This is a genomic window from Leptospira ilyithenensis (assembly GCF_004771005.1).
In the GTDB taxonomy this organism is placed as follows: domain Bacteria; phylum Spirochaetota; class Leptospiria; order Leptospirales; family Leptospiraceae; genus Leptospira_A; species Leptospira_A ilyithenensis.
On sequence record NZ_RQHV01000002.1, the window covers coordinates 81,037 to 103,813 of the forward strand.

Here is a 22,777-nt window from a genome sequence, read left to right on the forward strand (position 1 = left end):
AAATGGAACATTCTACTTTAAACCCGTCGAGACACGGTTATGAAATTCATCATGACACTTGTTTCGGATGCGGAAAACAAAACCCCATCGGACTCAGCGCAGATTTTACCTTTGACGACGCAACAGGAGAAGTAAGATTCATCTACAACTTCAAACGGATGTTTAACGGTGCGCCTACATTCGTTCACGGAGGGATTTTATCCGCACTCCTGGACGAAGCGATGGGATCTTTATGTTTTCATTTGGGCTTTATTGTTATGACGGACACTATGGGATTCAAATTCCATAAGGCTACTCCTGTAGAAAAAGATTTGCTTGTGAGAGCGTGGCCCGTCAAAAAAGCGAAAAGGAAAGTATTGTTGGAATGCGAACTCACTTCCATCGATGGAAGCTTGTTATTTGTAAAAGGGGAGGGAGCCTTTCATGTTTTGCCCCCAAGATTTTTTTCCGAGAAACTCACTGGCGGAAAAATCTCAGTTGCAAGCGAACTATTGGAAGTTAATAAATTGAAACGCGCACATTTCTTTGATAGGATTAGCACATGAAAAAAATACTCTTAGTTTTCTTTCTACTGGGACTCACATACTGTTCTTCTCTCTCCAACAAGCAGGGGGATACCGGAACGGATGAATTCGCACTTATTATTAAAAACGGCAAGGTGATTCGAATCGAAAGATTCAAAAATTCAGGAGCATTGAAAGCTCAAGGCGAAGTTAAGGCCGAATGCGGAGGTGCTACGTGCAAGGAAGATCAAATATCAAAATTTGCTCCTGCAAAAATAAAGTCTCTTTCGAAGCAAGGAATCTGGGAAGAATACATTCAATTCGAACAAGAAGGCTCTACGAAAGAAAAACCGATCTTCAAATCGAGCCTAGATGCAACCGGAGAATATGTTGACGGAAAGAAAATCGGAATCTGGAAAAAGCCGGATTCGGAAAATCCATCCAGAGTTATCGCCGAGACACCTTGGGTAGACGGAAAAAAAGAAGGAATCGCCAAAACCTATGATAAATCGGGAAACGTTTCCAGTGAAATGGAATACCACGAAGATCAAAAGAACGGAAGTTATTGGAAAAAAAATAACAAAGGGGAATGGCTTGAGAAGGGGGATTTCAAAGATAATGAGGAAGAGGGGACTTGGAATTATTATTTTACAGGAACAGACGGAAACGGAATCAAAACCACTTCAAATTTCAAAACCGGTAAAAAACACGGAATCGAATCCAACTTTTACAAAGACGGAAAATTAGAGTCACAAGGAAATTATACTTTGGATGCAAGGACAGGCTTATGGAAGTTATACGGTCCGAAAGAGAATGTGATTGCGGAAGGAAATTATTCGGCTAAAGAAAATGCAGCCGAATCGGATGTCAAATACGAACGAACCGGTATTTGGAAAGAATATTATTCCGACGGAAAAGTTTTCGGAACAGGTCCGCGAAAGCATACAAGAACCGGTGATTGGAAATACTACTATAACAACGGCCAGTTGGCCTATGAAGGTAAAATGGCAAATGAAGCGATGCTTGAATCCGCCAAAATCTATGATAAAACGGGGAAAATTTTAGGTGATGGCAAACTATTCTTTTCTCTTGTGAAAATCGATGAGGAATCTCAGGATTTGAAATTGAATTACAAATCATCCATTCCGTTTATATATTTTTACCCGTCAGGCAAAAAAAGAATCGTAATCCGCTCGGCGGAAGATGCAACGGAATACAGTGAAGACGGAAAGGAAACAGGAAAGGGCGGAGTCGATCCGAGCGGACGAAAGATGGGCTGTTGGACCATCGCAGGCAAAAAGGAATACTATCTATTAGATAAACCGAAACCTAATTTAACAGCAACACAATGTCAATAAGCGAACCGATATTAAACGAAACAAAGACCAAGATAACTCAAATCAAGTCCGAACTGGCGGAAGGGATTTCCGGGATGAATCATGTCATCCAACCTCTGTTGGTTGCTATGATTGCAAAAGGCCATGTACTTCTGGAAGGTATGCCGGGTCTTGCAAAGACTCTTTTAGCAAAAACTCTTGCCGCGTGTATAGATGCAAAATTCAATCGAGTACAATTCACCCCGGATTTACTTCCTGCTGACTTGACAGGAACGAACATATTCAATCCCAAAACCACTTCCTTTGAAGTGAGGAAAGGACCAATATTCACAAATGTTCTGTTAGCTGACGAAATCAACAGAGCTCCTGCAAAAGTGCAGTCGGCATTATTGCAATGTATGGAAGAGAGACAGGTTACGATCGCAGACAATACTTTCGATCTGGAGCCTCCGTTCTTTGTGGTGGCTACGCAGAATCCAATCGATCAGGACGGTACATACCCGTTGCCGGAAGCTCAATTGGATCGTTTTCTATTTAAAATAACAGTTGAATACCCGAATGAAGAAGAAGAAAAAAACATCTTACTCATCCATGGAAATTTGAAACTCACTTCTCCGAAAATCAACAAAGTCATCAAACCGCAGGAATTATTGAAAATATCGGAATCGGCAGATGATGTTTATATCGATCCAAAACTTCAACAATTTATTGTTAGGTTAGTCAGAAATACCAGACCGGAAACAACGGAAGCGAAGGATATCGTTGATTATGTGAAACACGGTGCAAGTCCCAGGGCCAGCCTTTCTTTGTTAAAAGTCGCAAAGATCAATGCACTTTTGGAAGGAAGAGATTTTGTTTTACCGGAAGATATTCTAAAATTCTTTACCGAAATCATACGACACAGAATCCATTTGTCAATGGAAGCGTTTACGGAAGAAGTCTCCGCCGATTCGATTATCAAAAGAATTTTAGGTATAACAGAAGTTCCATAGACAACGATGTTAGATCCGGATCTCAAGAAATTACTCACAGTTTTAGATTGGGAAACAAATCAAAAATTCAAGTCCGTCCGTTCAGGTGGATTCTTTCACTTTGCAAAGGGAAGGGGACTTGAATTCAAAGAAGTAAGACCTTACTATTTCGGTGATGATACAAGATACATAGACTGGAATGTTACTTCCCGCACGGGAGAAGTGCACGTAAAAGAATATTATGAAGAACAGGATCTTTCTATTATGATATTGGTTGATGTTTCCGAATCGATGCGAGGCAAGAAAAAAAAAGCAGCTCTTCAATTGGCATGTTTTTTATCTCTTTTTCATGTCCGCATAGGCAATAGAGTCCGAATCATTTTATTCTCAGATAACGTTTATCATTCGGGAAAAGAATTGAAGCGCAAGGAAGAAGTGGATCTGGAATTCAAATCCATTATTAAAAATGCGTACTGCCGAAGTTCGAAAAATACAAATTATAACAAGGCTTTGGAGAAAACCTATCAGATTTCATCCAAATACAGTATAGTTTACTGGCTTTCCGATTTTACCTATTTTCAAGGATTTGAATCCAGAAAAGGATTATTCCAAACCTGGGACGAGTATGCCATCTGGATCGAAGAAGAATCTTTTGAAATCCAATTGCCTTTTTGGTTTCGCATTTTTTCCATATCGGACTCGGAATCGGAACATTCCCTATCCTTCCAATCCAATTTAAAACAAGACCGTGCAAATTTCAGAAAAACATTCGGAAACAAAGGGATTACCGTTCGACCGGAGCAGAAACTCAGCAAACAAATATTAGGTTTATTCAAAGGAATCCGAGTTTGAAACGAAAAGACCTTATACTTCTAATGCTGTATGCAATTCCTAGTATGATATTCTCCAGCCCTAAAGAAAACGTACATCCGAATGAAATCTTTGTCGGAGACAAAGTCGACTACGAAATCACATTCCATTCTTCGCTTCCGAACGATCTTTCTTTTCCGGAAGGAGAAATGTACGTAGAGACATCTCCCGATTTACCCTCATATAAAATACTTTCAGCGACAAAAACAAGTAACTCACTTCGTCTTACAATTCGTTTTTACGAGGCAGGAAACTACAGTTTGCCGATTACATGGGAGGACAACGGAAGCATTGCCAGCGCTCAAACGATCATTAAAGTAAAATCCCAATTAACCGGAGAAGAAAAAGATTTTGAAGACATTGAACCTCCCATTTCTTTTTCAGGTCCTTATTTACTCAGGCTAATATTTTTTTTATTTCTATTATTCCTTATCTTCTACCTGGCCTATGCATTTTATCTATATAGAAGAAAAAGCGGAAAGATCATGAATGCAACTTGGGAAGAAATTCCTTTTTTAGAAGAGAGACTCGCAAAACTTTACTTAATCGAAGGAATATTACAATCGGAAACTGTGCATTTAAAAGATTTTGTTTATCTTATATCTTCTTACTGCAAAGAAGAATACTCTTATAGATTATCTCATAATCTTTTGGCTTTTACAGATGAGGAATTTTTAGCATATCTTTACGACAGAAGCAGCCTTACCGATCATAAGTTAAGGGAAATCCGTTTCTTCTTTCGGGAATCCAAATACACGGACAAAAACGAAACACTAACCGGGGAAGAAGCCAAACGACTCTGGACAGAATGGAAAGACAAATTAGGGCTTTAATAAAATGGATTATTTTGAACGACCTTTGACATTAATTTTATTTTTACCTTTGTTTTTTCTTCTGTTATTCACTTGCTGGAAAGGTAAATTGAATCTCTCACTTGAAGGAAAATGGGATAGAAACACAAAACTATTGAATGATTTTAAAACCGATTTCCAATCCATTCTGAAAAAAATAGTCGGTATACTTCCTTTTTTATCACTTTCTTTTGTGATTTTGGCGGCTGCGGGTCCAGGCGCCAAACATCGGTTTATCCCGGACGAAACCTACGGAATCGATATCATGATCGCCTTGGATATATCCGGTTCCATGGTAAATAGTTATGATTTTTTACCAAACAACAGGCTTTCCGTTTCGAAAAAACTACTACAGGAATTTATCAAAAAAAGAGAGTCGGACAGGATAGGACTTGTTTTGTTTGCCGGAGCAGCTTATCTGCAAAGTCCATTAACAAGTGATAGGTTGGCATTGACCGAACTTATCGCAGAAGCAGAAGATTCCAGCATAGACGAACAAGGCACTGCAATCGGAGATGCTTTGATTCTTTCAACCTATAGACTCAAAAAATCAAAGGCCACATCAAAAATCATTCTCATACTCACCGACGGAGTCTCCAATACGGGAAAACTGGATCCGGAAACTGCATCTTTCGCCTCGAAAGCATATAGTATCAAAGTTTATTCCATCGGAATCGGAAAAGAGATGGGTCAATATGAGATCAATTATGATTCCTTACGAGCCATCTCCGAACAGACAGGCGGAACTTTTTTTCGGGCGGAATCCCCCGAAGATCTGGAAGAAATTTTAAAAGAGATAGACGATCTGGAAAAAGATCCGTTGCCATCAAAACCGATAGAGCTGGTTCAAACGCATTTTCCTGATTACCTATTTTGGTCGTTTGTCTTACTTTTGTTAGATGGATCTTTTAAAATCTGGCCCTTGAAGGAAATGTTATGACGGAAACAGATTTTAATGATTCTATTTTTAAATGGATTTCCCTGCTTTCCATTTCGATAACTCTAATGTATGGTATTGGAAAAATATTTTTTCTTTTCAAAATCGGAAAATTTCAAAACATACATCCTTCTTTGAAAGAGAGATTTGTTCTTCCCTCAAAATTGTTTTATGCCTTGGGGATCGGTTCTTTGATCTTGGGACTCACTTTCGCCATTATATCGTTGTTTCATACAAAAGCGAATGAAATGGAATTATCCAACTCACAAAAGTCAGTCGACATACTCTTTCTTGTCGATGTTAGTTTGTCCATGAACGCAGTGGATGTAAACCCTACCCGTTTAAAACGGTTCCAGGACATTATCATCCGAATCCTTCCCGATTTGACAGGAAATCGTTTTGGAATGATCGTATTTGCGGGTTCCGCATTTTCCTATTGCCCGATGACTACGGATACGACTGCTTTTGCCGATTACGTAAACGCATTAGGTGTGGAAATGGTTGGCAAAAAAGGAACCAACTTCGGACTTGCCACGAAGAAAGCGGAAGAAGTCCTATCTTCTTCCAAATTATTGAGGAACAAAATTGTGGTTTTGGTCTCCGACGGGGAAGACAACGAAGAATCAAGCCCAGGGAAATTGGACGCTGAACTTGTAGTATGGGGTTTGGGAACGAAACAAGGAGGCCCTATTTATTATTCGGATTCTCAAACTTCTTCTCATGGCTATGTAACCGTTTCAGGGGCTTTAAATCCGGATCAAAACGGAAGCGATGTGGTCATATCAAATTTAAATGAGGAAAATTTAAAATCATTTGCTTCCCTAAACTCGGGAGAGTATTATAATTTATCTCAGGACTCTTCAGGTGCTTATCAATTGGTTGATAAAATCGATTCCATGAAAAAGAACCAGACACATATTCTTCAGAAAATCAGAAAGGAAGACGGCGCAAACATATTTCTATACTTGTCACTCGGTTTCTTTTTTTTGGAAAGGATCATTCGCTTAATCTACATTAGACGAACAATAGTTGTATTACTCCTGATTTTATTTTCCAATGCATTTCAAACGTATGATTTGTATGCTTGGGGTTTCGATCCGGGTGGCTCCGTCATCTCGGAAGGGGTAAACGATTATCGCACCGAAAAATACAAAGAGAGCAAAGAAAAATTCCAGAAAGCAGAGGAATTCATTGCAGACGATCCCAGACTCAAATTCAATAAGGCGGCTTCCGATTATAAAATGGGAAATTTTCAGGAGTCCATCGAACAGAATAATGAAATTATAAAAGATCCAAAATCTTCACCCGAACTGAAATCAAGAGCTCATTATAATAATGGGAACGCTTATGCAAAAAAAAACGATTATCAAAATGCGCAAAAATCCTATGAAAAAGCTCTCTCCATTGATCCCGATTTACTTTCTGCAAAGAAGAATCTGGAACACCTAAGAAAGAAAAAAAACGGAGGGTCTTCCAATCCCCAAGAAAAAACGGAAGAAGATCAGAAAAAATCAGAGTCCGGTGAGGAAAATAGCAAAGCAGTTGGAAATAATTCCGCTAAAAATAAAAAGGATTTATCCAAAGAACATGCAGACAGAATGATGGATTCTTTTTCCCCGGATTCCATTCTGAAAAAAAAAGCGGATCGTTTTCCGAATGTTGATAATGAAAAGTTTTGGTAGTATAGGATTTCTTTTTTTAGTTTGCGTATATTTTCCGATTGCTTCATTATTCGGCGAAGAAGTCAGCTTTCGATTATCGCAGGATCAGATTTTAAAAGGGGAATCTCTGGAGCTGGTAATCCGCCTATCAGGCGATAAACCATTAAAACTTTTAAAAAACAATTATGAAGCAAACGGTGTAAAGGCGATATATTCCGGCTCCGGCTCAGAAACTCAGATTGTCAATTTCAAAGTTTCCAAAAGTAAAATCTTAAAATTCCGGATCCTAACTGAAAAACCAGGCAAAAACAAAGTACCTCCGGTTCAAGTAAGCGTAGGAACGGACATCATGACTTGCCCGGAGCTCTATTTCACTGTAGAAGCTAAAAGACCATCTAACAATACTAAGAGGAACGGGTCTTTGTTTGATCGGATTTTCGGCGATCCCTCCGAAGAAGATGAGAAAGCGGAATCTCCGGAAGTGGTCTTTCACACAAACAAACAAAAAGTCTACATAGGAGAACCGATTGTAGGTTATTACGTTCTATATTATAAAGGCTTTAAGCAAGCATATCTGGAAAGGGATCCGAACCTATCTATCTCCTTTCCTTTTTTTCTTGCGGAAACCTTAAAGCAAGTAACCGTTCAGATAGATTCTACAGTCATTCGCAACGGTAAGGAAAAAAACACTCTGGTATTCGAAAAGGAAATCTACGGACTCACTCCGTTGAAATCAGGCAATTTCACGATCGGATCAACTAACTTTATAGTAGGTGACAGTATGAGATTCGGGGCACTCCAGGAATCCATTCCCGTTCATACGGAAAAAATTACAGTTTTGGATTTACCAAAGGGGAAACCTGCGGATTATAAAGGTGCAATCGGAGATTATCTTCTTTCCGCAGATTATCAGAGCGCAAAAATCAAACTTGGTGAAACATTCTATTTTAAAATCAAAGTCTCAGGTCCCGGCGGAGGAGTCGGATTGGATCACCCTCTCGAAGCTAAAAAAGAAGGACTTCATTTTCTATCCTCTCAAAAATCAAAAACTTTCCGCCAACTTTCCTTAGGGGAATACGGATTTTATTCCGAGATAGAGTATCTCTATAGCTTTGAGCCCCGCACCTTGGGAAGAATATCCATGGGAGAAGTAGCGATTCATTTCTTTTCTCCGTCATCACAATCCTATCAAACAAAAACTTTAACTCTTCCCGACATTTCTGTTTTACCAAATTCCCTGTCAAAACAGTCTGACTCTTGGAAGGCGACAAAAAAAGCAAATACGGATTGGACAAACAATTCCTACCTGATCTGGTTTGTTGTTCTATGTATTTTTATCGGAGTAGGGACCAAGATAACTCTCCGTTGGAAAGAAAATACCAGAGCTGGCTTGACCATTTTGGATCAAAGAGTAGGTTCCAAAAAAAACCAAATCCTAAATGACTACCTTATTAAAAAAGGTGTCGTTCCCAAGGATGCTGAAAAGATCGTAGAACTAAGATCCGCTTTTGCGGAAAAATCATTTTCAGAGATATTCAGGTACTGCGACAAGCCGACCAAAAGAATGTTAGTAGAAACAAGTAAATTAATTCGATAATTGGAGATTCAAATGAGCGAACAAGAAAAAGGTAAAATCAGCGTAGAGACGGAAAATATTTTCCCAATCATCAAAAAATGGCTCTACTCGGAAAAAGACATTTTCATACGTGAATTGGTTTCTAACGCTTGTGATGCGATTAGCAAATTAAGGAAAATATCCTTTTCCGAAGAATTCGAAGGAGGAACGGATTATAAAATCGAACTCAGTTTTGATAAAGACAAAAGAGTTCTAATCATAGAAGACAACGGAATCGGTATGACTACCGACGAAGTGAAAAAATACATCAATCAAATCGCTTTTTCGGGTGCAACCGACTTCGCCAAACATTATCAAAACGCAGAGAATAAAGCGGAGATCATAGGACATTTTGGTTTAGGTTTTTACTCATGTTTTATGGTATCGAACAAAGTCACAATCGAAACCAAATCCTATAAAAAAGAGGAGAAGGGTGTTCTTTGGGAAAGTGAATCGGGAACCGACTTTGCAATCTCGAGCATCGACAAAGAAATCAGAGGAACAAAAATATCACTTTTCCTGGATCCTGACTCTGGAGAGTATCTGGACAAATGGAAACTGAAAGATCTGATCAAAAAATATTGTGATTTTTTACCGGTTCCCATTCTCGTAGACGGAGAAAAAGCAAACAGGGAAAAACCTCTTTGGTCGGAAGAACCTTCCAAAGTAAAACCGGAAGATTATAAGGATTTTTATTCCTATCTGTTTCCTTTTTCAGGCGATTCCTTATTTCATATTCATTTGAATGTGGACTTTCCTTTCAGACTGCAAGGAATACTATACTTTCCAAAAATCACGCACGAGTTAGACGCCACAAAAAACGGCATCAAATTATTCTGTAATCACGTATTCGTAAGCGATAATGCGAGCGAACTCATCCCTCAGTTTCTAACTACTCTTAAAGGAACTATCGATATTCCCGATCTTCCTTTGAATGTATCCAGATCCTATCTTCAAAACGATCCGCTCGTAAAAAAGATTTCCAATCATATCATTAAGAAAGTAGCGGACAGGTTGTCTGATGATTTCAAAAAGAATAGAGAAGAATTTCAAAAGAACTGGAACGATATTTCCATCTTCGTGAAATACGGAATGCTGACGGATGAAAAGTTTTTCGATGCGGTAAAGGATGTTCTTATCTTTAAGAACTCGGAAGGATTGTTCTGCACCTTAAACGAATATTGGGAAAAAAACAAAGAGAAAAACGGAAGCAAAGTTTATTATGCAAATGAAACCGAGATGGGTTCGGTATATATGGATCTTCTCAAGTCACAGGGGCTGGAAGCATTGCTCGTTGACTCCAGAATTGATTCTCATTTGATCCAACATCTGGAAACAAAAAATACGGAAATGAAATTCCAAAGAGTGGATGCGGAACTTGCGGATCAAGTTGTAGATAAAGACGCAAATCCGGGAGTAGTGGATGCCAACAACCAAACGGAGGCTGATCGGATTTTGGAATTTTTCAAATCCACCATCACCAAAGAAGGTGTGGAGATCAAAACGGAATCCTTGAAGTCGAACGAAGTTCCTGCAGTAGTTCTTATGCCTGAGTTTATGAGAAGAATGAGTGAGATGAATTCCATGTTCAACAGGGAAGATGCCAAAAATCTATTTCGAAACCATACTCTTCTGGTAAACACCTCTTCTCCTCTGGTCAAATCCGCATTACGTGAGTATGGTGGAGCGAACAAAGAGAAAGGAGAGAAAATTGCACAAGTAATTTACGACCTGGCCTTACTCTCCGCAAAAGCAATGAGTGAACAAGAAATTTCCGACTATACAAAAAGGACTAGCCAGTTCCTCGCGGACATTCTTTCCAAAAATTGACACATTAAACCTTTAGAAAGATTTTGCAACGATTCCTATTACAGGAATCGTTGGTCTAAAGGTTCTTTGTGATCAATATCTGTATTACCAGCCGACTCTCCTCCTTACCGATTGTAATCGCGTATAGAAAGGGATTTTTTGAAGAATTTGACATAAAGGTCTCCCTCCATGTCAATACGCATCACAAAGGAGTGCTTGCTCTTTTGGAATCAGGAAGGATCGAAGTAGGAGAAGTCCCGACCATTTCCTACTTACAGGAATCCTTTCTAAAAAAGTCAAAAATCAAACGAATCTACAAAGGACTCTTCCTTTATCACTCCCCCCTTTCTTTTTATTCGAGATTTCGATTCCGACCGGAGGATCTGACACGCAACAAGGCTTATTTTATTCCGGTTCCCCATATCAATTCCGTCGAAAGGTTGTTTGCCGAAAAATTCCTGGAAGAATATGCTCCTTATAACCCTGTAAAAATCCGATTTATGGATACTCCCGGATTTTTGGAAGAGAAGGAATTTCAGAAACCAAGTTGCCTTGGAATATCTTCCGATCCGTTCCTTAGCCCTTTCTTAAAAAACTATCACGACTTCAAAGAAGACACCCATTTGTCTTTATTACAACCGAAAGACCTGGTCCCCTCCACCTTACTTGCATTTAGCGGCGATTGCATTCTCAAAACTGGAAGGAATGCTTCCGGTGTTCTTTTGGCGGTCAAAAAAGCAATTGATTTCATCAATGAAAATACCAAAAACAATTCTCCTAAAATCTGGGAAGACCTAAACCTAACACAGTTTTATCCTCATCTCCGCGCAGGAGACTTAAAATCGATTTTATTCCCCCATCCATTGATTGAGAAGGGAGTCTTTTCCTATCAAGGCAATATAGAGTCCATGTATCCTCTTCTGAAAGATACATATTTTCGTGTCATCCGAAGAGTATTGACTCCCGAAGTAGTAAAACCTGTTCTCGATTTTTCGGAAATTTTAGAAGCCCTTGAACCGAAGAAATTATTCGACGTAAGAAAACTTACAAGCTTTCAGAACGGAGGAGCGGACAAACAGTATGCTCCCGCGCCGATCAACTATCGCAAGCTAAATGCGATTCGACATTTGATAGTGGATGTAAATTCCGTAACCCTGGACATCTTACAAGGGAATTTTTCCTCCAGGCTCAATACGGACGAAACATTGCTTCTGGACAATCGGGTCAAATATCTCATTAACTCAATGTTAGATTCTTTCAATTCAACACTTGAATTGCAAAGAGAAGAAATTGCAGAATTGGAAAATTTGATTTCCATCCTGGAGATCAAACTGGATAGGTCGGCAGTTGATCTTCAGTATTCGGAAGAAAAATACCGCTATCTGTTCGAGTTTTCCCGTGAAGCAATCGCACTTGTAGACGCGGAAACCGGAAATATATTGGAAGGGAACCATCAATTCAGAAGTCTGACAGGGTATACTCGAGGTGATCTTACAAAGACGACGATTGAAGATATCATACTCGGAGACCAAATAGCACCTCAACTCAAATTCAGAACCAATCTATCTCAAGATGCAATGTTGTCCCTACCGGATGTAGACATTCTTCTGAAAGACGGGTCCAAGCTCAGTGTGGATTTGAGCTTTACTTCCATTTTACTGTCTCCTAAAAAAAGATACCAAGTACAGTTCCGACCCAATCAGGAAAGAAAAGAGCAGGAAAGACTTCAACATGAGTTTATATCCAATATCAGTCATGAACTAAGAAGTCCCATGACAAACATCAAAGGGTATTTGGAATTTTTCAAAACCGACAAGACTCTGGCATATAACAACGAACATAAAAACATGTTGGAAGTGATTGAAAAAAACGTAAAAAGACTTAGCTTTTTAATTGAAAATATGCTCAAACTCACCACCTCAAGAGAGAAGGATGCTCCGGAAGAAGTAGTGGAAATTTTCGATCCGGTCCCTGTGATCGAAGATGTCATTCATATGAATTCGCATCTTGCAAAAGGCAAGGCAATCGAATGGGAACTTCGTTTGAAGAAAGGATTGTATTTAAAAGGGATCCGATTTGAGTTCTCTCAAATCATCACGAACTTATACATCAACGCACTCAAATACACGATGAAAGGCAAAGTTTCCCTGTCCCTTGAAGAAATAAACGGCAAGATAGAAATCATAGTCAAAGATTCGGGAATAGGAATTGATCCGAATTACAAAAATCAGATCTTCGATCGTTTCTTCCGAATTCCTTCAGCTGACAATAAAAAAATCGGAGGAACAGGCCTTGGTTTATCAATCGTTAAATCATTAATAGAAAAGATGAATGGAGAAATTTTCATGGAAAGTAAATTAGGGCAGGGGAGCACGTTCAAAGTCATACTCCCGAAAACTTCTATTTCTTCTTAGAAGTTTTCTTCGCTTTTTTCTTCATCGGAGGTTTCGTTTTAGATTTATTTTTTGCAAGCGAAGAAGCGCCTGCTCGTTTAGTATGAATCACTTCAGGAATTTTCTTTTGGCTAAGCTCCATCTTAGAAATCACAAAAGACAGTTCCAACATCTCTTTGGTTCCTAGTAAGTGAAGCAATTCCAAAGCTTTTACCATTCCCAGTTTCCCAAAAATAGAAAGAGTATTTTCAACACCGAAAAATTTCATAATCACCGGAAGTTCTTCCAAACCTCTAGTTTTGATCCAACGTTTGCAATCAGCAACAGTCATTTCACTGACAAGAAGAATTACGGAATGCACATCAGTTTCTTTCACAAGCCAAAGAAATTCCTTCATAGAAATTTCTTTTAAAAGCGATATGGCTTTTTCAATCCCCAAACTCTTGAGAATTTCGACACTGGTCTCTTTTCCCAAAGTAACCGCAAGTAGACTAACGTCGGCAGGTGGAATACTCCTTGATACAAGGGCCAATTCCGTCATTGGTAAAGAATGGATAAAATAAACCAGATCTTCATCCGCATTTTCTCTTATCATTTCAACCAAGATTCTTTCAGGAATCTGATTCACTAATTCGACTACAGTATCTTCGCTTAATTTTCTAGTAAGCTCGATCAATCTCTCTTTCGGAACCTTACCCGTCAGAGAAAGAAGTTTTTCATAACCCAAGCTCTTCAAAATCTGGAAGGATTTTTTAGGACCGAGTTTTTCTAAATACTGATAAACGTTTTGAATGGTAACTAGAACTTCTTTCATAAAAGGAAACTGTGACACAAGTTTAAGGAAAGGGAAGGGAATTCCAGAGAAATTCCTTGCTTCTTTATGAATTTTTTTAAAATGGAAGAGTGAAACGATTCTGGTTCCCCATCTCTTTTTTAGCATTCCTCGTTTTGGAAATTTTGCTCATTTTGATCAAAACCAAGCCCTATTATTACTCACTTTCCTCTCTCATAGGCATATGGGACGGGTTTGCAGAAATCAACCCGGGAGCTGTAGATTCCGACTTTGTTATCTTTCGGGCGGGAGGATACGACGGACAGTTTTTTTATTTAGTCGCCAAATCCTTGTTTACCGAGTTAGATTGGAATTTGATCGTGGACTCCTACTTTTTTCGACTGCACAGGATAGGATTTTCATTTATAGTCGGTTCTTTTTCTTTCATAATCGGATTCGAATATTATGCATTGATTGCCATTTTCGTTTTAAATATCGTTTTTTTAGCTTCTTATTATGCTTTGCATTCCCTTCTTCCTGACGGCAAAAAGCAATATTCTCTATTATATCTATTTTCTCCTTATTCTCTGAATTCAAATCTATTGCTTGTAGCCGATGGTTTTTTCGCCTCTTTGGTTATTCTTGGAGTTTTCTTTTATTTAAAATCGAACAAGACCTATCTTGATGAAATTCTATCCGTTCTGTTTTTTACATTGGCAATCTTTACGAGGGAGCTCGGGATATTTCTTCTTTTGCCAATCGTATTTCAATCGATCCTTGCAAAAAACCGAAGACAAACTTCAATATTTCTATTGCCGTTATTCGGCTTTGTCTTTTTTCTCATTTGGACATGGAGTATCTCCCCAAATCATTTGGGAACCAATCCTTTGGGATTCGGAGATATGACGGATTTTCCTCTCTACGGTTTTATCAAAAGTTTTTATGACAACGGAAGGTTTCATTTATCCGCAAAGGAATCCGTCAAACTTTTGTTATTTGCACAATATTTTTTGCTTTTTGTTTATATTTTAAGAAAGATTCGGGATCTTTTTCAAGCCTCAGAAAGTCTAAGTCATACAAAGGAGCTGTTGTTTATCCTCCCCATTCTTGCCACCTTGGGAATCATCTCCATAGCGGAAGAAGGTTATTGGCGCTCATTTGACAATTTATCCAGAATGTTCACTTTACCTTTGCCACTAGTCATCTACCTTCATACCCGAAAACCAAATCGGATTTCCGGAATCTTCTTAGGTTCATCGCTTTTACTTTTTGTTTTTCTTATTTTACGAATTGCCTTGCTCACCCAAGGAAAGGATTTTTATCTATCACCATGATTTCCATTGCTTATTCCCCTTGTCCGAACGATACATTTCTTTTCTATCATCTGGTCCGTGACAAATCTCAAAACCAGGAAGTGAAAGAGGAGTTATGGGACGTGGAAAATTTAAACGAGTTCGCAAAACTTGGAAAATACCCTGTTACCAAAATTTCCTTTGCTGCTTATTTTTCTGTAATTGACAAATACATCCTATTGGAAACCGGTTCGGCACTGGGAAGAGGGTGCGGCCCTTTGGTAGTTAGAAAAAAAGGCAATAAAACAGAATTGAAAGAAGGTTCGTCCATTTTGGTTCCAGGCCAGCTTACAACCGCTAATCTTCTACTTTCCCTATATACCAACGGTACTCAAGTTTCCAAACCGCTCCGTTATGACAAAGTCATTCCGAGCCTACTTTCAGGAGAGGCGGATCTGGGAGTGATCATTCACGAAGAACGATTTACTTATGAAGCAAGAGGACTAGAAAAAGTGATCGATCTGGGGGAATGGTGGGAAACTTATACAGGATCTCCCATCCCGCTTGGTGCGATTGCCATTCGCAGGGATATTCCTAAAGAGGATGCATTTCTATTCCAAGATAGATTGCGTGATAGTTTGAAAATGGCTTATACTGAACCGAAAGAAATGTTCGATTATATAAGAGAGAACTCGCAAAACAAAGAAGATGCGGTCATCCGCTCCCATATAGATCTTTATGTAAATGAATACACAAAGGCACTTGGGAATGAAGGGCACAAAGCAATCAGCTCTCTATATGAGAGAGCCATTGCCGCCGGTTTTTTACCAAAGGAAAAAAACGGTTATCCTCTTTTTTTAGGAGAGAGAAATTAAACAAAGAATCGATGCTTTTTCTTTTTTACAAGGCTCCAATGCTTTGCCGACCAACATTCCCGGTTTGATTCGATTCGGATCTGCCTTGATAGCGTGACCCGAGGCTAGTCCCGATACGAGCAAATCTCCCGGAGAAATAGAACCTTGCGATGCATCCACATGCAGTTTTGCAATTCCTAAAAAAGCTACCAAAGCATACTCAAGACCTTTACTTTCCTTTCCAAACACAAAACCGGCACTTCCCACACAAATCCCGATTACATTGGTAGAGTAGGGGTGTTTTGATCGGGCCAGCACCAAAGGCTCGTCGGTTCCCACAAGCAAATCTCCGGGAGTGACAACGTCTTTCTGATCCAGTCTGAAAAAGCGGGCGATACATTCTTCTTGTCCGTCTCTTGATACTCTTACATTTCCGTTGAAAAAAGAATCACCTAATGCGTGTATTGCCTTCCCCGAGCCGGCCCATTCTTTTTCCAAAACACCGGTACCGTTTGCAAAAACAGCATAGCCCGATTGGGAAATAAATTGTCCGCCGGGAGCGGATCCTCCGATACCGAGTATGCCTGCATTGCCCGAGCCGTCTTTTCCTTTGGAAAGTCCGATCACCCCGATTTTTTCCGAAAATCCGAATATTCCCTGCCCATTGGAAATTCCAACTACCGCCGATCCTTCGGCATTATTTTTTCCGAAGATGATAGCATCGTTTTGCGGAGGAGGAACCAAACCTTTGGAAGGAGAGGAAGTCTCCCCGTTGATTCTAAGAAGCCCCGTATGAGAATTAAAATCATGTTCTTTTGCCGCATAATCATGCGTATGTGGTTTTGGATTTCTTGCATCGGATAACCTCGGATCATCAGCCAAGACCACACGCCCGGATACATTCTCTCCCAGTTTCGAAAGAGTTACGATTCCGGCTCTCTCAAAGTCAGCAGGTAACAGTCGTTTGTCGTTACCTTGAACAACAGCACCAGATTTGTTTTCTCCCGAGTGGGCAAGCTGAACAATTCCGTATTCTTCGGTATTTGCACGGCGAAGTCGTTTGTCCGTTGCTTGTACCACAGTGTCCGGTTCTTCTCCTCCGTTGGAGGATAATCTTACAATTCCTTTTGCGGTAGTGGTCGCATCTTTCAAACGAGGATCGTTTCCGGTCACCACTTTATCATGTGCGACCTCACCCGACTCTGCCAATTGTACAAGTCCTGTCGCTTTTTTAGTAGCAACTCTTAGTCTTGAATCATTCCCTTGCACGGCAACTCCCGGTCTTGTTTCCCCATCAAGGGCCAACTCGACTATCCCTGCATGATCGGTCGATGCTGTTCGCAATCTCTCATCATCCGATTGTACAACAAGCCCGGGTCTGGATTCGCCAGTTCTTGCCAAACGAACCAGTCCGTGAGTGATCTCCGTTGCGATTTTTAATCGCTTATCATTTCCCTGAACAACAACACCTGCTTTTTCTTCACCGTCTGATGCAAGTTCTACGATCCCGCGGTATTCCGTTGTTGCATCCCGCAATCTTCTATCATTTGATTGAACAACTACGCCTTCCTTTACTTCTCCATCCACAGCCAATCGAATGATCCCGGAACGAAGCACCGAGGCGTAAGGAAGAGGTTCCCTCGCCGGCCCGCCGTAATCTTTTTTGTCAGGGCTTGAATAGAATTCAACTTCGATGACTTCGGTTACATATTCCTTTTTGGTTTGGACTTTTTCCTGAATGAATATCAATTTCAAAAAACGCAAATTGACGGGAGAAAATCTCCACTTGTACCACATCCCCGGTTCAGACAAAAAGGAGTTCTCTTCGTGTAACTGATGCCAGGTGAGATCATCTTCACTGTAGTAGGCTATAAATCTTTCCGGAAAATTCGTGATCGGATCGTTTTTGGTTAGCATCCGGATCTCTTCCACCCGGTTGACTGTGCCCAGATCAAATACTAAATATTCTTCTTCCGGCTCTTCCTTTTTCTTCGAACACCATCCGTAATCAGGTCTTGTATCAATTAGGTTTTCTTTTACCCAAAGCCGATCCAGCTCGGAGCTCGCCTGAATTTTGGCAATACCTGTAATCAGGATTCTCAAATTTCCAAAACTGATCCTGTTTTTTCCGTTATTGGCTTTTCTGGAAATCTTGGAAACGAATTTCACATAACGGGCGCTAGTTAACGAGAACAGCCATTTGGCAGAAGTTTTGAATGATTTTCTGAATGCAGATTCCTGTAAAATCGGCTCCCAATATTTTCCATCATGAGAAAGTTCAAAACGGAAAGAGTCGGGAAAATAATCCAAACCTTCGCTTCCGGGTAAAAGTTCGATCCCGTTGAAATAAACGGGTTCATTGAATTCGAAGATAATGGATGATAATCCAGCTTGGTCTTTTTCTTCAAAAAAAGAGAAAAATTCGTCGTTTTTAAGCTCAAAACGACCCGTAGTTTTTACGGATCGGATTGGCAACGAGTAGGGGTGACTGACTCGGATAAGGTTGTCTTTCATGAATGCTAACTTGCTTCCTTCCAAAAATTCCTATTTTTCTACCAGGTCTATCGAATTTCGGACAGACGTGATCCTTCTTCTTCGCTTGAAAATAGCACAAGCAGAGATGGTTTTGATTTTTCTGTGAAGTATTTTTGGATAATCTGTCTGGAAAACCCGGATACTTTCGATTGAACGATTAAAACTTTTCCATCAACATTGATTTTTAATTTTTCCAAATCTTGCCAAGTAGATGGGGACAACTGATTGCTTGCCCAATCTAAAAAACCGAGCCAAGACGCCGGATGGGGAAGGGAAGGATCCATTCCAACATTTTGCTTAAAATCAAGCACTTCCTTATTTCTTTCTGCAACTATCTTTTTACAAGATCCTTTTAAGTATTCAAAGTTTCCTTCCATCTGAATTGTCTGTGCATGTGCGTATGCTTGGAAAGCAATCTCTGTTCCGAAAAGTCCAATCAATTGTTCCAAAAATCCGCTGGTTTTTTCTTCCTTGTTTTTCGGCAGGGCCTCGGGTTTATCCCATTGGTTTGTATTAGATATAGTTATATTAATATGGTTTGGGGGTAAATTTTCACCCCTCCCATTGACGGTTTCATTCCCCTCAGAGGCATACGATCCCATCCCGGAGAGAGGGACATTTTGATCCCCCAGAGGGGTAATTTTGGAACCCTCGTAGTTGAACGAAAAATAGTATTTTGTGGAAGTTCTTCCTTTACCGGGAACTTGAAACAGCAACCCTGCTTGGGTGAGTTCTTTTTTTGCATGCACTATGGATTTTTTGGTTTTGAAACCAGTAAGGCGCATCAATGTTTCTGTATTTGGCCAAACTGGTTTGAATGTTTTATCGCTGAACTTTAAAAGCACAGGGTATAGGGTCTTAGCAGCACTGGACAAATCAGCCCAGACGCCAGAGTCTATTATATCCGTCATTAAACGGATATAAGGATGGTATTCGTTCATCCTCTTCCCCCTTCGAAAGAAAAATCTGCAAAAACCGAACTAAATTTAAGCAAAAATTCGAAGGGAGTTGACTTTATTTGACATAATGTTAATTATGTCTCATCCAACAACATTCCTTCGGGAAAGCCCGACCCCCTGGATGACCAGGGGATTTTTTTATTTGGTCGGATACAATTCCACCTAAGTCCTCACTCTATTTTTTAGAGAACCTAGTACTTAAAGTTCGTTTACTATATTATGTCACATTGTCAGCACTTCTGATCCAATGTCAAGTTTGTACCCAAACTTTCCCAGAATTCCTGAAATTTTTTTCCTCAGTACTTGACAAGCAAGTACATGTTTAGGTGATGGCGGAGTCGCCGAATTTTTTTGAGATTTCTTTTCGAATGAATTTTAAGATTTCGCCTAAAAGAATTTCGTCTTCGGATTGGATGATGATGGAATTTCCGGATCGTTTCAATTTATAATGAGAGGGGAGTTTTCTTTGGGATTCAATCGGTTTTTCAGTAGATTGTTTATTGAAGTCTTTGGCATCCCGGACTGTTTTCAATTGCCCTTTGCTGTACAAATCCAAGAAATCGGAAAGAGCTCCTTTTTTAGAAGCTTGGGCGGCTTGGACCAATAGGTTTTTGTTTTGGATATCAAGAGAACGGCAACGATCCAGGTCTTTTTTTTCCATGCCTGCGATGGACAGAACTTCGGACATATAACTTCTGCTTTTTCCGAACATATCTCCCAGGTCTGCATCCGTATAATTGTGGGCAGATTTCAAAAAGACCAATGCCTCTACTTCTTCATAGGGAGATAGATTTTCTCTTTGCAGGTTTTCAATAATTGCTAATTTATAAATTTCATTCTGAGGACGATCCAGAATTTTACATTCTATTTCCAGCCATCCTAAGGATTTTGCCGCATGAAATCTTCTTTCACCCGCGATGATTTTGTAATTACCATCGCCTCTTCCTTTGGAGACAACGATCGGTTGCAATAGTCCGTCTGCTTTTAAGGAGGCGGCAAGCTCATCGATTCCTTTTTTTCTTTCTTGTCTGGGCTGATGCTCGGAAGGTTCGATTCTATCTAATTTGATTGTTCGAATGGTGCCGTCTAAATTTTCCGATTGATAGATATCGGCAAGTGTCCCAAGTCTTTTACTTTTTAAGCTCACGTAATACCTCCTCTAAAAATCCTTCATACTCTTGCGATTGGCGGGAAGATTTATTATAATCGTAAACTGATTTTTTTGCCAAATGACTTTCTCCGATAGCTACTCCGTCGGAAATCGTATGGTCAAAAATTCGAAAGTATTTTCCAAGGACGGGTAAAATCGTTTTGGTAAGCAGGGTTTGCGGTTTCAGTTGGGTGATAAGTGCCCCAAGAATTTCCAGATCAGGATTAATTCTTTTTTTAATGGAGGAGATTGTTTGTTGAAGTCCCATAATTCCATCCATGGAAAATTTTTCCGCCTGAAGTGGAATGAGTACAAAGTTGGAAGCGACCAGGCTATTCACCGTGAAAATGGAAAGGGAAGGAGGGCAGTCAATGATGATAAAATCAAATTCGCCTAACCCTTGCATGGCGTCCCTTAGAATATAGGGCGCCTCCACTGAATTTACGGAAACTGTTTCCATCTCCGCCAAGCGAAGGCTAGACGGAGCAATCCACATATATTCGTTATATGCAGGTAAAATAATATCTTTCAGTTTTACGGAATTTTGAAATAAATGCGCAAGATCTTTGTCTACGGATTCCGGATTCACAAAAATTCCTGTAGAATTTGCCTGTGGATCCATATCGACTAGAAGGGTTTTGAAATTTCTTCGCGCAAGACCCATTGCGAGATTCAAGGATGTGGTCGTTTTTCCTTCTCCTCCCTTTTGGTTTGCCACTGCAATCGTTATCATTTTACTAAAATTTCCTTCCGTTTTGGTATCGTTTCTTGAGAAAAATAAGCTAGCAATTGAATTTTAAAATTTATCTAAAAAAATAAAAATCACTACTCACTTGCATTGTCGGACATCCGACATACCAAAAATTAGTAAAAACTATCTCGTGGATTCTTGTCGGACGTCCGACATTCAAAGCGGTACGTACTTGACAAAGTGATTAAATTTAAACAGTTTCATAAAATGTCCCCAGGGATTCAGGCAATATTATTCTCAAAAATAGAAGGTAGAAAATGGATAGAAACTATCCTTCCTTTTGCATGGGGAGAGCTTTGCCAAGTCTTGGAAGCAAGGGCAGGGATTGTAGTTTTAAAATCTCCCGAAGAAGATTCTTATTATGAAAGTGCGTCATTTGGTTACGGAGAAGACGGGTTCTTTTATTCCTTTCTGACCAGGGAAGGAAAACATTGGGATGAGGTAATGAGCTCTGATTTGCCTTGTCATTTTCCAGGAAAAGAATTCGAACTTTTTGGAAAAAGCGGAGATGCAAAAGTATTTAGGATTCAGTCCTCCGGCAAATCGGTCGGATTCCTTCTCATGGAATGGGAAGAAGAAAAGGGCGAAATCATAGACACTTTCTTTTATTTGTTTGCTGAAAAAATAGGAAAGGAGTGGGGTAATTTTCCCTCCCGTTCTGCCGAGCCGGTCCAGGTTCAAATTTCATCTCAACCGGCTGTTTTAAAATTAATTCCTAATTGGGAAGAACGGATTCTTTCCCTAGGATCTAAAAAAATTATCACAATCTTGGGGCCAAGCGGGAGTGGAAAAAAAACACTTTCTAAATGGATTCATTCCAGACTCCAACCCGGGTCTCCGTTTTTGGTTTTAGGTTCTTTGCCGGAAAATTTAGGTAAACTGGAAAAAGCGTTATCTGATTGGGGGAAGGAAGCAAGCCGGGGAAGTCTGGTATTTTTATCACCAAAATCCTGGAGTCTCGGGCAGCAGAAAATTGTTTTGGATTGGTTGGATTCCGGTGGATTCAATGGATTGGTTTTCTTTATCGATAGAAATGACGCAAAGGAAGAAATGCTTCCCGCTTTCGAGAGAATGATTTTGAAAGATAAAATACTTCTTTCCGGATTTGATTTTTTGCCAAAAGAAATTCTTTTGGAAATTGCAAACTTACTCTTTCAGGAATTGGCAATTAGCCAAAACCGAAATGGAATTTTACTCAGTTCGGAAGCGCTTTCATCAATAAAGTTGCGTGATTTTCCGTCTAATTTTTCTGACTTAAAAAACTTGTTTTTATCTTCAATTTTAAGATCGAAAACCAGGGAAATCAGCCTCACTGATTTGGGTGAGGAGAACGTGGATGTGCGGATTTTGGACAATGAAGATTTAGACTTGCGGAGGGGAATCCAAGCCTTAGAAAGGCAGAAGATACTACTCGCAACCAGAATATTTTCCGGAAACCAGATTCGAATGGCAAAAGCACTCGGGATTTCTAGAGGGTCGTTGCAATACAAAATGAAACAACTTGGTCTTTTATAAAT

At 39.7% G+C, this 22,777-nt stretch carries 18 protein-coding genes; 13 read left to right on the plus strand and 5 right to left on the minus strand.

Annotated elements, in window-relative coordinates; genetic code table 11:
- Positions 1-2 precede the first annotated feature (2 nt).
- The 10 genes from EHS11_RS00760 (at position 3) to EHS11_RS00805 (ending at position 12,968) form a co-directional block, all read left to right on the plus strand.
- On the plus strand, positions 3-545 hold the full coding sequence (locus tag EHS11_RS00760) for a PaaI family thioesterase (protein ID WP_135762509.1): 543 nt from the start codon (positions 3-5) through the stop codon (positions 543-545).
- Positions 542-1,861 carry an LIC20035 family adhesin gene (locus tag EHS11_RS00765; RefSeq protein ID WP_135762510.1) on the plus strand — a complete coding sequence of 440 codons (1,320 nt, stop codon included), beginning with the start codon at positions 542-544 and terminating at the stop codon, positions 1,859-1,861. The genes EHS11_RS00760 and EHS11_RS00765 overlap by 4 nt, the downstream gene beginning before the upstream one ends.
- Positions 1,852-2,832 carry an AAA family ATPase gene (locus EHS11_RS00770; RefSeq protein WP_135762511.1) on the plus strand — a complete coding sequence of 327 codons (981 nt, stop codon included), beginning with the start codon at positions 1,852-1,854 and terminating at the stop codon, positions 2,830-2,832. The genes EHS11_RS00765 and EHS11_RS00770 overlap by 10 nt, the downstream gene beginning before the upstream one ends.
- Positions 2,833-2,838: 6 nt before the next feature.
- On the plus strand, positions 2,839-3,663 hold the full coding sequence (locus tag EHS11_RS00775) for a DUF58 domain-containing protein (protein ID WP_135762512.1): 825 nt from the start codon (positions 2,839-2,841) through the stop codon (positions 3,661-3,663).
- Complete coding sequence (locus EHS11_RS00780; protein WP_135762513.1) at positions 3,660-4,514, plus strand: LB_053 family protein; 855 nt, start codon at positions 3,660-3,662, stop codon at positions 4,512-4,514. The genes EHS11_RS00775 and EHS11_RS00780 overlap by 4 nt, the downstream gene beginning before the upstream one ends.
- A 4-nt stretch (positions 4,515-4,518) precedes the next feature.
- A complete protein-coding gene (gene batA / locus EHS11_RS00785) occupies positions 4,519-5,472 on the plus strand; it encodes a VWA domain-containing protein BatA (protein WP_135762514.1) in 954 nt (317 codons plus the stop codon).
- The gene (batB, locus tag EHS11_RS00790) at positions 5,469-7,151 is read left to right on the plus strand and encodes a VWA domain-containing protein BatB (protein WP_135762515.1); all 1,683 of its coding nucleotides are present in this window, start codon (positions 5,469-5,471) and stop codon (positions 7,149-7,151) included. The genes batA and batB overlap by 4 nt, the downstream gene beginning before the upstream one ends.
- Positions 7,126-8,727, plus strand: coding sequence for a BatD family protein (locus EHS11_RS00795; protein ID WP_135762516.1), 1,602 nt, complete (start codon positions 7,126-7,128; stop codon positions 8,725-8,727). The genes batB and EHS11_RS00795 overlap by 26 nt, the downstream gene beginning before the upstream one ends.
- A 12-nt stretch (positions 8,728-8,739) precedes the next feature.
- Positions 8,740-10,575, plus strand: a complete 1,836-nt coding sequence (htpG, locus tag EHS11_RS00800; RefSeq protein ID WP_135762517.1) for a molecular chaperone HtpG — start codon at positions 8,740-8,742, stop codon at positions 10,573-10,575.
- 68 nt (positions 10,576-10,643) lie between these two features.
- Positions 10,644-12,968 carry a sensor histidine kinase gene (locus EHS11_RS00805; protein WP_135762518.1) on the plus strand — a complete coding sequence of 775 codons (2,325 nt, stop codon included), beginning with the start codon at positions 10,644-10,646 and terminating at the stop codon, positions 12,966-12,968.
- On the opposite strand, the gene EHS11_RS00810 is transcribed toward EHS11_RS00805, so the two are convergent.
- Positions 12,955-13,761 carry a magnesium and cobalt transport protein CorA gene (locus tag EHS11_RS00810; RefSeq protein ID WP_135762519.1) on the minus strand — a complete coding sequence of 269 codons (807 nt, stop codon included), beginning with the start codon at positions 13,759-13,761 and terminating at the stop codon, positions 12,955-12,957. The genes EHS11_RS00805 and EHS11_RS00810 overlap by 14 nt on opposite strands.
- An 89-nt stretch (positions 13,762-13,850) precedes the next feature.
- On the opposite strand from EHS11_RS00810, the gene EHS11_RS00815 reads away from it, so the two are divergent.
- Together EHS11_RS00815 and EHS11_RS00820 are read left to right on the plus strand one after the other, a co-directional pair.
- A complete protein-coding gene (locus EHS11_RS00815; protein ID WP_135762520.1) occupies positions 13,851-15,053 on the plus strand; it encodes an AZOBR_p60025 family cell surface glycopolymer formation protein in 1,203 nt (400 codons plus the stop codon).
- A complete protein-coding gene (locus EHS11_RS00820; protein ID WP_135762521.1) occupies positions 15,050-15,886 on the plus strand; it encodes a 1,4-dihydroxy-6-naphtoate synthase in 837 nt (278 codons plus the stop codon). Before EHS11_RS00815 ends, EHS11_RS00820 begins: the two co-directional genes overlap by 4 nt.
- On the opposite strand, the gene EHS11_RS00825 is transcribed toward EHS11_RS00820, so the two are convergent.
- From EHS11_RS00825 to EHS11_RS00840, 4 genes are all read right to left on the minus strand, one after another.
- A complete protein-coding gene (locus EHS11_RS00825) occupies positions 15,869-18,379 on the minus strand; it encodes a discoidin domain-containing protein (protein WP_135762522.1) in 2,511 nt (836 codons plus the stop codon). The genes EHS11_RS00820 and EHS11_RS00825 overlap by 18 nt on opposite strands.
- 47 nt (positions 18,380-18,426) lie before the next feature.
- Complete coding sequence (locus tag EHS11_RS00830; RefSeq protein WP_246047482.1) at positions 18,427-19,341, minus strand: helix-turn-helix domain-containing protein; 915 nt, start codon at positions 19,339-19,341, stop codon at positions 18,427-18,429.
- Between the two features lie 340 nt (positions 19,342-19,681).
- Positions 19,682-20,506: a ParB/RepB/Spo0J family partition protein gene (locus EHS11_RS00835; protein ID WP_135762523.1), complete on the minus strand. Its 825-nt coding sequence runs from the start codon at positions 20,504-20,506 to the stop codon at positions 19,682-19,684.
- Positions 20,490-21,242, minus strand: coding sequence for a ParA family protein (locus EHS11_RS00840; protein WP_109022446.1), 753 nt, complete (start codon positions 21,240-21,242; stop codon positions 20,490-20,492). The genes EHS11_RS00835 and EHS11_RS00840 overlap by 17 nt, the downstream gene beginning before the upstream one ends.
- 198 nt (positions 21,243-21,440) lie before the next feature.
- On the opposite strand from EHS11_RS00840, the gene EHS11_RS00845 reads away from it, so the two are divergent.
- On the plus strand, positions 21,441-22,775 hold the full coding sequence (locus EHS11_RS00845) for a helix-turn-helix domain-containing protein (RefSeq protein ID WP_246047484.1): 1,335 nt from the start codon (positions 21,441-21,443) through the stop codon (positions 22,773-22,775).
- Positions 22,776-22,777: the final 2 nt, after the last annotated feature.